Annotated in this window: 10 protein-coding genes; 7 read left to right on the forward strand and 3 right to left on the reverse strand. The window is 62.2% G+C overall.

The window, feature by feature from the left end:
• The first annotated feature begins 32 nt into the window (after window positions 1–32).
• The gene (gene aac(6'), locus DWF74_RS13390) at window positions 33–479 is read left to right on the forward strand and encodes an aminoglycoside 6'-N-acetyltransferase (protein WP_102862014.1); all 447 of its coding nucleotides are present in this window, start codon (window positions 33–35) and stop codon (window positions 477–479) included.
• Here the strand turns inward: aac(6') and DWF74_RS13395 are convergent, their stop codons facing one another.
• Together DWF74_RS13395 and DWF74_RS13400 are read right to left on the reverse strand one after the other, a co-directional pair.
• Window positions 480–1,583, reverse strand: coding sequence for a GlxA family transcriptional regulator (locus DWF74_RS13395; RefSeq protein ID WP_060841469.1), 1,104 nt, complete (start codon window positions 1,581–1,583; stop codon window positions 480–482).
• Between the two features lie 446 nt (window positions 1,584–2,029).
• The gene (locus tag DWF74_RS13400; protein ID WP_102862015.1) at window positions 2,030–3,406 is read right to left on the reverse strand and encodes an L-serine ammonia-lyase; all 1,377 of its coding nucleotides are present in this window, start codon (window positions 3,404–3,406) and stop codon (window positions 2,030–2,032) included.
• Window positions 3,407–3,833: 427 nt separating this feature from the next.
• Between DWF74_RS13400 and DWF74_RS13405 the strand changes: the two genes are divergently transcribed.
• The 3 genes from DWF74_RS13405 (at window position 3,834) to choV (ending at window position 6,867) form a co-directional block, all read left to right on the forward strand.
• Window positions 3,834–4,781 (forward strand): choline ABC transporter substrate-binding protein, encoded by a 948-nt coding sequence (locus tag DWF74_RS13405; RefSeq protein WP_102862016.1) that lies wholly within the window; start codon window positions 3,834–3,836, stop codon window positions 4,779–4,781.
• 65 nt (window positions 4,782–4,846) lie between these two features.
• A complete protein-coding gene (gene choW, locus DWF74_RS13410) occupies window positions 4,847–5,692 on the forward strand; it encodes a choline ABC transporter permease subunit (protein ID WP_102862017.1) in 846 nt (281 codons plus the stop codon).
• Complete coding sequence (gene choV, locus DWF74_RS13415; protein WP_102862018.1) at window positions 5,689–6,867, forward strand: choline ABC transporter ATP-binding protein; 1,179 nt, start codon at window positions 5,689–5,691, stop codon at window positions 6,865–6,867. The genes choW and choV overlap by 4 nt, the downstream gene beginning before the upstream one ends.
• Window positions 6,868–7,048: 181 nt before the next feature.
• Here choV and DWF74_RS13420 read toward each other — a convergent pair whose 3' ends face one another.
• Window positions 7,049–9,001 carry a BCCT family transporter gene (locus DWF74_RS13420; protein WP_240322063.1) on the reverse strand — a complete coding sequence of 651 codons (1,953 nt, stop codon included), beginning with the start codon at window positions 8,999–9,001 and terminating at the stop codon, window positions 7,049–7,051.
• 486 nt (window positions 9,002–9,487) lie between these two features.
• Between DWF74_RS13420 and betI the strand changes: the two genes are divergently transcribed.
• The 3 genes from betI to betA all read left to right on the forward strand — a co-directional run bounded on the left by betI (window position 9,488) and on the right by betA (window position 13,540).
• Entirely contained in the window at window positions 9,488–10,108 is a 621-nt protein-coding gene (gene betI / locus DWF74_RS13425) for a transcriptional regulator BetI (protein WP_016966359.1), read from the forward strand.
• An 81-nt stretch (window positions 10,109–10,189) separates the two neighbouring features.
• Window positions 10,190–11,662 (forward strand): betaine-aldehyde dehydrogenase, encoded by a 1,473-nt coding sequence (betB, locus tag DWF74_RS13430; protein ID WP_102862021.1) that lies wholly within the window; start codon window positions 10,190–10,192, stop codon window positions 11,660–11,662.
• Window positions 11,663–11,836: 174 nt separating this feature from the next.
• Window positions 11,837–13,540: a choline dehydrogenase gene (betA, locus tag DWF74_RS13435; RefSeq protein ID WP_102862022.1), complete on the forward strand. Its 1,704-nt coding sequence runs from the start codon at window positions 11,837–11,839 to the stop codon at window positions 13,538–13,540.
• Window positions 13,541–13,706 lie beyond the last annotated feature (166 nt).

Raw genomic sequence — 13,706 nt, forward strand, 5'->3', positions numbered from 1 at the left:
CGCGTCCCTCTGGCGAAAACAGGCAAGCACTCATGATCCCGATACAGCCCGGCTCATCCGCCGACGCGGCCAGTTGGCTGCAATTGCGCCTGGGCCTGTGGCCCGACTGTCCGCCAGAGGAGCACCTGGCCGAAATCCGCCAGATGCTGGCCGCCCCCCAGCGCTATGGCTGCTGGCTGGCCTTTGCCCAGAACGGTGAAGCCATCGGCCTGGCCGAGGCGGCGCTGCGCCACGACTACGTCAACGGCACCGAGAGTTCGCCGGTGGTGTTTCTCGAAGGAATCTATGTGGCTCCCGAGCACCGTCGCCAGGGCGTTGCCCAGCAACTGATCGAGCAGGTCAGCCAGTGGGGACGCCAGGCCGGGTGTGTGGAGATCGCGTCTGACACCAGCCTGGACAATCTGGCCAGCCAGACACTGCACCACGCGCTGGGTTTCGAAGAAACCGAACGCGTGGTGTATTTCAAGAAGCGTCTGTGACTACAGACGCACGCTGGCGAAGGTCGACTCGTTGCGCGCCTGACTCAAGGCCGACAGCGGGCCGGACAGCGGCGCCAGGACCATGGCTTGCGGCAGCGGCATCATTGCCACCTGCTGGGTGGTGTTGGAACCGATGCGCTCGTCACGGGGTGGAATACCGAAGTACTCGCGGTAGCACTTGGAGAAGTGTGGCGTGGAAACAAAGCCACAGACCGACGCCACTTCGATGATCGACATCGGCGTCTGCTTGAGCAGTTGCCGGGCACGGATCAACCGCAGCTTGAGGTAGTAGCGCGACGGCGAACAATGCAGGTACTTCTGGAACAGCCGCTCCAGCTGGCGCCGGGACACGGCCACGTACACCGCCAGTTCATCCAGATCGATCGGCTCTTCGAGGTTGGCCTCCATCAGCGCAACGATTTCCTGGAGCTTGGGTTGGTTGGTGCCGAGCATGTGCTTGAGGGGCACGCGTTGGTGATCCTGTTCGTTGCGGATGCGCTCGTAAACGAACATCTCCGAGATCGCCGCCGACAACTCACGGCCATGATCGCGGCTGATCAGGTGCAGCATCATGTCCAGTGGCGCGGTGCCGCCGGAGCTGGTGAAACGGTTGCGGTCGAGGGTGAACAGGCGGGTGCTCATGGCCACCCGGGGAAAGGCTTCCTGCATCGACGCCAGGCATTCCCAGTGCACGCTGCAATCGAAGCCGTCCAGCAGGCCGGCGCAGGCCAGGGCCCAGCTGCCGGTGCACACCGCGCCGAGGCGACGCGACTGGCGGGCCTGGCTTTGCAACCAGGACACATGTTCACGGGTCACGGTGCGCTGGATGCCGATGCCGCCGCAGACGATCACGGTGTCGAGGCTGGGGGCTTTGTGCATGGAGGCGTCGGGGGTGATTTGCAGACCGTCACTGGCCCAGACTTGACCGCCATCGACGCTGAGGGTGGTCCAGCGATACAGCTCGCGGCCGGACAGTTGGTTGGCCATGCGCAGGGGTTCGACTGCGGAGGCCAGGGAAATCAGCGTGAAATTGTCCAGCAGCAGAAAGCCGATGGATTGAGGCGCACGGTTCTGGGGTTGGGCCCCGGAGTTGAACGACGTCATCGCGATATCTCCTCACACAAAGCGGGTGATGGCCTCAGGCGGAGGCTCTTTTTATGTGCCCTGCGACTCATCGGAGGCGGGCTTGATATTCACAGAGCAATTGCCATGCCTAAAGTTGAATGGGCATTCAATAACTCCTGAAAACGACGTCGCGACGCGTCTATATAGCCCTTGGCAATGTGCGGATAAGAAGCGCCGAAAGGCGCGGCGCACAGGCGCCGACAAAAGCGGTGAGCAGTTAGGTAGCACTTGGGCCGCCAAGGCGTTGCGCCGAGGCCGGCGAGTGTCACTCAAAGCACAGCGCGCCGACCCACGGACTGGTCCGCCGGCGCACCGGGCAACTTGTCTATTCGCGACGCGCTAAAAGGTGGCGCGCGGTGGCCCGAGTGAGCCATTTGCGCGCGCCGACGTCCCTGGTTCGCATGCGGCTAGCCAGCGAAGGCGGCTCAGCATTCCACCGCGCTCACGGCCAGGCCACCACGGGACGTCTCTTTGTATTTGTCGTGCATATCGGCGCCGGTATCGCGCATGGTGCGGATCACCCGGTCCAGGGAAATGAAATGCTGGCCGTCACCGCGCAAGGCCATCTGCGCGGCATTGATCGCCTTCACCGCGGCAATCGCGTTGCGCTCGATGCAGGGCACCTGCACCAGCCCGCCCACCGGGTCGCAGGTCAAGCCCAGGTTGTGCTCCAGGCCGATTTCCGCGGCGTTGCACAACTGCTCGGGGCTGGCCCCGAGAATCTCCGCCAGCCCCGCCGCCGCCATGGCGCAGGCCGAACCCACCTCGCCCTGGCAGCCGACTTCGGCCCCGGAGATCGAGGCGTTCTTCTTGCACAGGATGCCGATGGCCGCCGCGCCGAGGAAGAAATCCACCACGTTGGCGTCAGTCACGTCCTCGCTGAATTTCATGAAGTAGTGCAGCACCGCCGGAATGATCCCCGCCGCGCCGTTGGTGGGTGCGGTGACCATGCGCCCACCGGCGGCGTTCTCCTCGTTCACCGCCAGGGCGAACAGGTTGACCCACTCCATGGCGCTCAAGGTGGAGCCGATCACATTGGGCTTGTTCAGTTCCTGCAGGCTGCGATGCAGCCTGGCCGCGCGCCGGCGCACATTGAGCCCGCCGGGCAGGATGCCTTCGTGCTTGAGCCCCTGTTCCACGCAATCCTGCATCGCGCGCCACAGCGTCATCAGGCCGCTGCGGATTTCCTCTTCCGAACGCCAGACCTTCTCGTTGGCCAGCATCAGTTCGGCGACTCGCAGGTTGTGCTTCTGGCACAGGCTGAGCAGTTCCACCGCACTGGAGAAATCGTAAGGCAGCTCGCTACGATCCAGGTCCGCCACGCCGCTACTGGCCTGGGCCTGGTCAACGACAAAACCGCCGCCCACCGAATAATAGGTATCGCGCAACAGCTCCCCGCCTTCACCTTCAGCCACCAGGGTCATGGCATTGGGGTGAAAGGGCAGGTTTTCGTCCAGCAGGCGCATGTCCCGGGACCAGATGAACGGCACAGCCAGCCGTCCGTCCAGCAACAGGGTGTGGGTTTCCCTGAGCCGTTCGATGCGCGGGCCGATCAGCGACGGGTCGATCGCATCGGGCCACTCCCCCATCAGGCCCATGATCACCGCGTTGTCGCTGCCATGGCCAATGCCGGTGGCCGACAACGAACCGAACAGTTGCACTTCGATCCGCCGCACCTGCTCCAGCAGATGGCGTTCCTTCAATACCTGGACGAATAACGCCGCGGCGCGCATGGGCCCGACGGTGTGGGAACTGGAAGGCCCGATGCCGATCTTGAACAAGTCGAAAACACTGATAGCCATTACTGCGTAACTCCTCGATGAGCACAGTCCAGGCGCTGAAAACGCCCTCTGACGGAGCTGCTACGCTCAAGCTGCAATCCGCCGAGAAGGGCGCATCATCAGGCTTTTACTGCGCCTCGCGACGTCTGACACCGACTCACTCATGTCCACCAACGCCGCCTGGCGCGAGGCTCGGGTTCTGGGCGTTTTTTGCGGCTCAGATGCAGGAAAAAATGCCCGGAAACACTGTAAGCGACCTCACCGACACTGGATGCGACCCTCCCTGTACTGGATACGACGCACCCCGTAGGCGACAGTTTTTCACTGGTACATGATCAGTCTCGACTCGATTGCAAGGCACGGTGGTAGAGCTGTCCCCGGCACACCAACCGCCACACTTATAAGCGCGGTCCATACGCCGCCAAAAAAACATCCAGGAGTCTCCCCTATGAAAGGTTCCCCGTCGTTGTTGTTGGCCGCCATGCTGAGTCTGCCGCTTCTGGCACACGCCGCAGAACCGGAGCAATGCAGCACCGTAAACTTCTCCGATGTCGGCTGGACCGATATCACCGTGACCACCGCCACCACCAGCGTCGTGCTCAACGCCCTGGGCTACAAGACCAAGACCACGATGATTTCCGTGCCGGTGACCTACAAGTCCCTGGCCGACGGCAAGAATATGGACGTGTTCCTCGGCAACTGGATGCCGACCATGGAAAACGACATCAAGGCCTACCGCGATGCCGGCACCGTGGAGACCGTGCGCGCCAACCTGGAAAACGCCAAGTACACCCTGGCAGTTCCCGAGTCGCTGTATGACAAGGGCCTGAAAGACTTCGCCGACATCGCCAAGTTCAAGAAGGAGCTGGACGGCAAGATCTACGGCATCGAGCCGGGCAACGACGGCAACCGCACCATCCAGACGATGATCGACAAGAACGCCTTTGGCCTCAAGGACGCCGGCTTCAAAGTGGTGGAGTCCAGCGAGGCGGGCATGCTGTCCCAGGTTGAGCGCGCTCAGCGTCGCGACACCGCGGTGGTGTTCCTGGGCTGGGAACCACACCCGATGAACACACGCTTCAAGATGAAGTACCTGACCGGTGGCGACGACTTCTTCGGCCCCAACTTCGGCCAGGCCACCATCTACACCAACACCCGCAAGGGCTACACCACCGAGTGCAGCAACGTGGGCCAGTTGCTGAAGAACCTGTCGTTCACCCTGAACATGGAAAGCACCCTGATGGGCAACGTGCTGGACGACAAGATGAAGCCTGACGCAGCCGCCAAGGCCTGGCTGAAGAAGAATCCACAGGTGCTCGATACCTGGCTCGCTGGCGTGACCACCATTGACGGTAAACCCGGCCTGGAAGCCGTGAAAGCCAAGCTTGCTGAGTAATCGCTTACGCCGGGCGGGCTTGCCCGCCCGGGCTGTTTTTTCCTTGCATGCGGACGTTCAATACCATGCTCACTGATCAGAAAATCCCCCTGGGCCAGTACATCGCGGCTTTCGTAGACTGGTTGACGAAACACGGTGCCAGCACCTTCGATGCGATCGCTACCACCCTGGAAACCATGATCCACGGCGTGACGTTCGCGCTGACCTGGTTCAATCCCCTGGCCCTGATCGGCCTGATTGCCCTGCTGGCGCACCTGATCCAGCGCAAATGGGGCCTGACTGTATTTGTCGTGCTGTCCTTCCTGTTGATCCTCAATCTGGGGTACTGGCAGGAAACCATGGAAACCCTGGCCCAGGTGCTGTTCGCCACCCTGGTCTGCGTGCTGATCGGCGTGCCCCTGGGAATCGTCGCCGCGCACAAACCGCTGTTCTACACCATGATGCGTCCGGTCCTGGACCTGATGCAGACCGTCCCCACATTCGTCTACCTGATCCCGACCCTGACCCTGTTCGGCCTCGGGGTGGTACCCGGCCTGATCTCCACGGTGGTGTTCGCCATTGCCGCGCCGATCCGCCTGACCTACCTGGGCATTCGCGATGTTCCACAAGAGTTGATGGACGCGGGCAAGGCCTTTGGCTGTTCGCGCCGTCAGTTGTTGTCGCGCATTGAGCTGCCCCACGCCATGCCGAGCATCGCCGCCGGTATTACCCAATGCATCATGTTGTCGCTGTCGATGGTGGTGATCGCCGCCCTGGTCGGCGCCGACGGCCTGGGCAAACCCGTGGTCAACGCACTCAATACCGCCGACATTGCCCTGGGCTTTGAAGCCGGTCTGGCGATCGTGCTGCTGGCGATCATGCTCGACCGCATCTGCAAACAACCTGAAGCCAAAGTAGGGGGTGACGCATGAGCATAATCCGCTTCGATAACGTAGACGTTATCTTCTCCAAGGACCCACGGGAGGCGCTCAAGCTGCTGGACCAGGGCATGACCCGCAACGAGATCCTGAAGAAAACCGGGCAGATCGTCGGCGTGGAAAAAGCCAGCCTGGATATCCAGAAAGGCGAGATCTGCGTACTCATGGGCCTTTCCGGCTCCGGCAAATCCAGCCTGCTGCGCTGCATCAACGGCCTCAACACCGTGAGCCGCGGCAAGCTGTTCGTCGAGCACGAAGGCCAGCAGATCGACATTGCCTCCTGCTCCCCCGCCGAACTGAAGATGATGCGCACCCAGCGCATCGCCATGGTGTTCCAGAAGTTCGCCCTGATGCCCTGGCTGACGGTGCGCGAGAACATCAGCTTCGGCCTGGAGATGCAGGGCCGACCGGAGAAGGAAAGGCGCAAGCTGGTGGACGAGAAACTTGAGCTGGTGGGCCTGACCCAGTGGCGCAACAAGAAGCCCGACGAGCTGTCCGGCGGCATGCAGCAGCGTGTGGGCCTGGCCCGCGCCCTGGCCATGGACGCCGATATCCTGCTGATGGACGAACCTTTCTCGGCCCTCGACCCGCTGATCCGCCAGGGTCTGCAGGACGAGCTGCTGGAACTGCAACGCAAGCTGAGCAAGACCATCGTGTTTGTCAGCCACGACCTGGACGAGGCCCTGAAGCTGGGCAGCCGCATCGCCATCATGAAAGACGGGCGGATCATCCAGTACAGCAAGCCGGAAGAAATCGTGCTCAACCCCGCGGACGACTATGTGCGCACCTTCGTCGCCCACACCAACCCGCTGAACGTGCTCTGCGGGCGCAGCCTGATGCGCAGCCTGGACAACTGCAAGCGGGTCAACGGCTCCGTGTGCCTGGACCCGGGTGGCGATTCCTGGCTCGACCTGGCGGAAGGCAACACCATCAAGGGCGCCCGTCGCAACGGCTCGCAGATGGACCTGCAGAACTGGGTTCCGGGGCAGTCCGTGGAAGAACTGGGCCGGCGCCCGACCCTGGTGGACTCCAACATCGGCATGCGCGATGCGCTGCAGATCCGCTACCAGACCGGCAACAAACTGGTGCTCCACGACAACCAGAAAGTCGTCGGCATCCTTGGCGACAGCGAGCTCTACCACGCGTTGCTTGGCAAGAACCTGGGTTAAGCCGCAGACACAAAAACGCCGCGAGCAATCGCGGCGTTTTGCTTTATCGACACACCCCCTTCTGCAGGAGCTGGCTTGCCAGCGAACAGGCCCTGAAACCTTCCATTAAGGGCGCCTTCGCCGGCAAGCCGGCTCCTACAGCGGGTGGAGCCGCTCCGTCGGGAGCGGTCCGTCACTTCACTCAGCTATAGACCCGGCCAAGGAGCTGCCGATGGCTTTCGAACTGATCGAGCACATCACGGGTGATCTGCTCCTGGGTGAAGCCCATCAAGTCGTATTCCTGGCTGCCGTTGTGCAGGTACACCTCGGCGCGGTAGAAACGACTACGGACTTCGCTGTCCGCCCCTTCCGGCTGGGCCGATTCGCTCGGTGCCGCCAGGTAGCCGTCCAGGCTCACTTCATAGACGAAGGGATTGCCTTCCTCCATTTCCACCCGCAGGCCCAGCAAACTCTTGGACTTGCCCAGGTTGGTCTGCACTTCATGGCCCAGGGTGCGCAGTTGCGCGACGGCTTCCTGCAGCGCCGGGCTGATGTGCTTGTCCATGTAACGCTGCACCACCGACTGAGTCGGTTGCAGGTCCAGCTGGGTCAGGCGCTCGCTGAAACCACGGCGACCACGCTCGGCCAATTGCGCTTGTTCCTGCTCGATCTGCACGTCCTGGCGCATGGCCTTGTGCAAACCGAACATGAAGAAGATCAGCACCACCGAGAACGGCAGGCCGGCCAGCACCACCATGGTCTGCATGGCTTCGAAGTTACCGGCGAACAACAGGCCGATGGTCACCAGGGTGATCACCACCGACCAGAAGATCCGCAGCCAGTGCGGGGCGTCTTCGTCGACGTTGCCGCCTTTGCAGGACAGGTTGGCCATCATCACCGCGCCGGAGTCGGCGGGGGTCAGGAACAGCACGAAGCCGACGAAGATCGAGACACCGATGACAATCTTCGAGGCCGGGTAGTGCTCAAGCAGTTGGTAGATCGCCATGGACGGCTGTTCCAGCGCCGTCTTGCCCAGTTCCACCGCTCCCTGGTTGACCACCAGGTCCAGGGCCGAGTTACCGAAGATCGACAGCCAGGCCAGGGTGAAGCCCAGGGGAATCAGCAGCACGCCGGCGACCAGCTCACGCACGGTGCGACCACGGGAAATACGCGCAATGAACATGCCTACGAATGGCGCCCAGGAAATCCACCAGGCCCAGTAGAACAGGGTCCACAGGCCCAGCCAGCGGTCGGACTTGGCGTTGTCGCCTTCGTACACATAGAGGTCGAAGGTCTTGAGCACCACACCGTTGAGGTAGTCGCCGATGTTCTGCACGAAGCCGTTGAGCAGGTGCAGGGTCGGGCCGAACAGCAGGACGAAAATCAACAGGCCGCTGAACAGCACGATGTTCAGGTTGGACAGGCGGCGGATGCCGTTTTCCACACCGGACACCGCGGCGATGGTGGCCACCGTGCTCATGACGATGATCACGATCAGCAGGTTGGTGTTGCTGTGCTCCATGCCGAACAGGTTTTCCAGGCCGGAAGACACCTGCATCGAGCCGATCCCGAGGTTGGTCACCAGGCCCAGCAGGGTCACGAACATGCCGAAACCGTCCACTGCGTGGCCGGCCGCGCCCTTGACCCAGCGCTCGCCCACCAGCGGATACAACGCCGAACGCAACGCCAGCGGCTGGTTATGACGATAGGCAAAGTACGCCACCGCCAGGCCCACCAGGGCGTAGATCGCCCAGCCATGCAGGCCCCAGTGCAGGAAGGTCAGCTGCAACGCCTGGCGTGCGGCCAGGTTGCTGCCGGGTACGCCTTCCGGCGGATTGAAGTAGTGGTCCAGGGGCTCGGAAGCACCGAAGTACAGCAGCGAGATACCGATACCGGAGGAGAACAGCATCCCGGCCCAGGCACCGTAGCTGAAGTCCGGGGTGTCTTGCTTGGTCCCCAGCTTGAGCTTGCCGTAGGAGGAGAACGCCAGGCCCACCACGAACACCAGGTAAGCGGCGATCACCACCATGTAGTACCAGCCGAAGCTGCGAGACAACCAGGCCTGGGCAATGCCCAGCAATCTGCCGGCCTCTTGCGGGGCGATGATCAGAATGGCGGTCAACAACAGGATCAGCGCGGTGGAGGTGTAGAACACCCAACCGTTGACCCGCACCTTCTCCGGTGGGGTCTTTATAAGAGAGGCAGAACTCATTGCACAGATGCTCCAGGCAGTGCGAGAGAAGGACACAAGGCAACACCGCACCCGACCAATCGGTTAGTTGGCAGCCGATCATCGGGTGATATAAAGACACCCCGAAAAAGCCCGAAACCGCAAAAGCCGCGTTGCGCACCCGCATCCAAGGTCAGTGACGAACCTGCAGCTCGTCGTCTGTTCCCCGGAGCGTCCTGCCCCTTCAACACGTCCTTACTCTTGCCGGTCCACGCCATGCCACGTGTAAGTTTTGGGCTATTTCGGAGGTCGTTTTCCCGCCGTCCGCGAGTAGGAAAACCTCCCCAGGCAGCGACGATTTGTCGCAGATCTTATTCTTTGTTGATTGAACGTTCAATCAAAACAAAATAGACTGGCCCACAAGTCGACCGGCGTCATACGCCCGCCGACAGGCCTAAGGAGAGGTATCAGATGCCCAAGGTCGGTATGCAACCCATACGCCGCCAGCAATTGATCGAAGCCACGCTACAGGCCGTCGATCAGGTCGGAATGGGGGACGCCAGCATTGCGCTGATCGCCCGTTTGGCCGGTGTTTCAAACGGCATCATCAGTCACTACTTTCGGGACAAGAACGGCCTGATCGCAGCGACGATGGGTTACATCATGAGCATGCTCAACGAAGGCGTCAGAGCACGCCGCCAGGCCCTGACGGACGACAGCCCGCGCGCTCACCTGAAAGTGATCATCGAGGGCAACTTCGATGCCAGCCAGGTGAACGGCCCGGCCATGAAAACCTGGTTGGCCTTCTGGGCCTCCAGCATGCACCAGCCCGATTTGCACAGGTTGCAGCGGATCAACGACCACCGCTTGTATTCCAACCTGTGTTGCCAGTTCCGCCGTGCCCTGCCGCTCTACCATGCGCGCAAGGCAGCTCGCGGCCTGGCGGCTTTGATCGACGGTTTGTGGCTGCGTGGTGCCTTGTCGGGTGATGCATTCGACACCGACCAGGCGATACGGATCGCTTACGAATACATGGATCTACAACTGGCTAAGCAGGAGCGCCAGAGCACAAAAGAGACGCTCGGCCCCTGACCCGCCACTGATCAACGTGTCCTGAACTTCGGGATACGCCCGGTGGTCAAGCCCACTACTTAATGCACTTGCGAGGACACTATGGCCCGTTTCGAACTGCAAAAACTCTACATCGACGGCGGCTACACCGATGCCGGCAGCGACGCCACTTTCGATGCCATCAACCCGGCCAACGGTGAAGTTCTCGCACAAGTGCAGCGTGCGACCTTTGATGACGTGGAACGCGCCGTGGTCAGCGCCGAAAAAGGCCAGAAGATCTGGGCCGCCATGACCGCCATGGAGCGTTCGCGCATCCTGCGTCGCGCCGTGGAAATCCTCCGCGAGCGCAACGACGAACTGGCCGCCCTGGAAACCCTGGACACCGGTAAAGCCTTCTCCGAAACCAAGTACGTGGACATCGTCACCGGCGCTGACGTGCTGGAATACTACGCAGGCCTGGTACCGGCCATCGAAGGCGAGCAGATCCCGCTGCGCACCACATCCTTCGTCTACACCCGTCGCGAGCCGCTGGGCGTAGTGGCCGGCATCGGCGCCTGGAACTACCCGATCCAGATCGCCCTGTGGAAATCCGCGCCAGCCCTGGCCGCCGGCAACGCAATGATCTTCAAGCCCAGCGAAGTCACCTCGCTGACCACCCTGAAACTGGCCGAGATCTACACCGAAGCCGGCGTACCGGCTGGCGTGTTCAACGTGCTGACCGGCAGCGGCCGTGAAGTCGGCACCTGGCTGACCGAGCACCCGCGCATCGAGAAAGTCTCCTTCACCGGCGGCACCGACACCGGCAAGAAGGTCATGGCCAGCGCTTCCAGCTCCTCGCTCAAAGACGTGACCATGGAACTGGGCGGCAAGTCGCCGCTGATCATCTTCGACGACGCTGACCTGGATCGCGCCGCCGACACCGCCATGATGGCCAACTTCTACAGCTCCGGTCAGGTCTGCACCAACGGTACTCGCGTGTTCGTACCGAGCCACCTGAAAGCCGCTTTCGAAGCCAAGATCGCCGAGCGCGTAGCGCGCATCCGCATCGGCAACCCGGAAGACGAAAACACCAACTTCGGTCCGCTGGTCAGCTTCCAGCACATGGAAAGCGTGCTGGGCTACATCGCCAAGGGCAAAGCAGAAGGTGCCCGCGTACTGTGCGGCGGCGAGCGCCTGACCGACGGCGAATTCGCCAAGGGTGCCTTCGTTGCACCGACCGTGTTCACCGACTGCACCGACGACATGACCATCGTCCGTGAAGAAATCTTCGGCCCAGTGATGGCGATCCTGACTTACGAAACCGAAGAAGAAGTGATCCGCCGCGCCAACGACACCGACTTCGGCCTGGCCGCCGGTATCGTCACCAAGGATCTGAACCGCGCCCACCGCGTGATTCATCAGCTCGAAGCCGGTATCTGCTGGATCAACGCCTGGGGCGAATCCGACGCCAAGATGCCGGTTGGCGGCTACAAGCAATCGGGTGTTGGCCGTGAGAACGGCATCAGCTCGCTGAACAACTTCACCCGCATCAAGTCGGTACAGGTCGAGCTGGGCGACTACGCCTCGGTGTTCTAAGACACCCAGCCTGAACGACACCCCCTGTAGCCGCTGCCGCAGGCTGCGAAAAGGTCCGAAGGACCTTCCTGCGATCGCCGAAGCACGTCCGCTGCGCGGCCGATCGCAGCCTTCGGCAGCAGCTACAGGCCTATTGATCGTGCGACCTGACCAATCTCAAAGAGGGTGCATTCAATGTCCCAAGAATTCGATTACATCATTGTGGGTGCCGGCTCTGCCGGTAACACCCTGGCGACCCGTCTGACTGAAGACGAAGGCGTCACCGTCCTGCTGCTGGAAGCCGGCGGCCCGGACTATCGCTTCGACTTCCGTACCCAGATGCCGGCGGCACTGGCCTTCCCACTGCAAGGCCGTCGCTACAACTGGGCCTACGAGACCGATCCAGAGCCACACATGAACGGTCGTCGCATGGAGTGCGGTCGCGGCAAGGGCCTGGGTGGCTCGTCGCTGATCAACGGCATGTGCTACATCCGCGGCAACGCCATGGACTACGACGGCTGGGCCAAGCTGCCAGGCCTGGAAGACTGGACCTACCTGGACTGCCTGCCGTACTTCCGCAAGGCGGAAACCCGTGACATCGGCCCTAACGACTACCACGGCGGCGAAGGCCCGGTCAGCGTGACCACGCCCAAAGCCGGCAACAACCCGCTGTTCCACGCCATGGTCGAAGCCGGTGTACAAGCCGGTTACCCGCGCACCGAAGACCTGAACGGCTACCAGCAGGAAGGCTTCGGCCCGATGGACCGTACGGTCACCCCTAAAGGTCGTCGCTCCAGCACCGCCCGCGGCTACCTGGACATCGCCAAGAAGCGTTCGACCCTGACCATCGTCACCCACGCCCTGACCGACAAGATCCTCTTTGACGGCAAGCGCGCCGTCGGCGTGAGCTACCTGCAAGGCAGCACCGAGGAGCGCGTGGAAGCCCGCGCCCGCAAGGAAGTCATCGTCAGCTCCGGCGCCATCGCCTCGCCGCAACTGCTGCAACGCTCCGGCGTCGGCCCCCGCGCCCTGCTGGAAAGCCTGGACATCCCGGTGGTCCACGACCTGCCGGGCGTGGGTGAAAACCTGCAGGACCACCTGGAGCTGTACCTGCAGTACGCCTGCACCCAACCGGTGTCGCTGTACCCATCGCTGCTGTGGTGGAACCAGCCGGCCATCGGCGCCGAGTGGCTGTTCAACGGCACCGGCATCGGCGCCAGCAACCAGTTCGAAGCCGGCGGTTTCATCCGCACCCGTGAAGAGTTCGAATGGCCGAACATCCAGTACCACTTCCTGCCGGTGGCGATTAACTACAACGGCAGCAACGGTGTTAAAGAGCACGGTTTCCAGGCGCACATGGGTTCCATGCGCTCGCCGAGCCGTGGTCGCGTGCAGATCAAGTCCAAGGACCCGCGCCAGCACCCGAGCATCCTCTTCAACTACATGGCCACCGAGCAGGACTGGCAGGAATTCCGCGACGGCATCCGCCTGACCCGGGAAATCATGCAACAGCCGGCCCTGGACGCCTTCCGCGGTCGAGAAATCAGCCCGGGCATCGAGGTGCAGACCGACGAGCAACTGGACAAGTTCATCCGCGAGCACGCCGAGACCGCGTTCCACCCATCCTGCTCGTGCAAGATGGGCACCGACGACATGGCGGTAGTGGATGGCCAGGGTCGCGTGCACGGCATGCAAGGCCTGCGCGTGGTGGATGCCTCGATCATGCCGATCATCACCACCGGCAACCTCAATGCGCCGACCATCATGATGGCCGAGAAAATCGCCGACAAAATCCGTGGCCGTCAGCCGCTGCCCCGCAGCAAGGCCGACTACTACGTAGCGGGCAACGCCCCGGTGCGTGGCAAGCCAATGCGCGATATCACTCCGACCGCGCAGTAAGCCGCACGGGCACCGACCGCAAGGGTCGGTGCCTTTTTCACCTCCCCGCGTATTTCCTGCCCCCGCATTGCCCGCACTGCATCCTTGATCGCAGCCTCCGGCAGCAGCTACAGTTCTGCAACTTGCCCATCCCCTTCGCCCCGGAGTCCACCGACGCCTATATCTG

It is taken from the genome of Pseudomonas protegens (assembly GCF_003363755.1).
Taxonomy (GTDB): Bacteria; Pseudomonadota; Gammaproteobacteria; order Pseudomonadales; family Pseudomonadaceae; genus Aquipseudomonas; species Aquipseudomonas danubii.

Coding starts and splice junctions, on each gene's coding strand:
- choV (WP_102862018.1), top strand. CDS start 5,689: ATGAGCATAATCCGCTTCGATAACGTAGACGTTATCTTCTCCAAGGAC.
- choW (WP_102862017.1), top strand. CDS start 4,847: ATGCTCACTGATCAGAAAATCCCCCTGGGCCAGTACATCGCGGCTTTC.
- DWF74_RS13405 (WP_102862016.1), top strand. CDS start 3,834: ATGAAAGGTTCCCCGTCGTTGTTGTTGGCCGCCATGCTGAGTCTGCCG.
- DWF74_RS13395 (WP_060841469.1), bottom strand. CDS start 1,583: ATGACGTCGTTCAACTCCGGGGCCCAACCCCAGAACCGTGCGCCTCAA.
- DWF74_RS13400 (WP_102862015.1), bottom strand. CDS start 3,406: ATGGCTATCAGTGTTTTCGACTTGTTCAAGATCGGCATCGGGCCTTCC.
- betB (WP_102862021.1), top strand. CDS start 10,190: ATGGCCCGTTTCGAACTGCAAAAACTCTACATCGACGGCGGCTACACC.
- betA (WP_102862022.1), top strand. CDS start 11,837: ATGTCCCAAGAATTCGATTACATCATTGTGGGTGCCGGCTCTGCCGGT.
- betI (WP_016966359.1), top strand. CDS start 9,488: ATGCCCAAGGTCGGTATGCAACCCATACGCCGCCAGCAATTGATCGAA.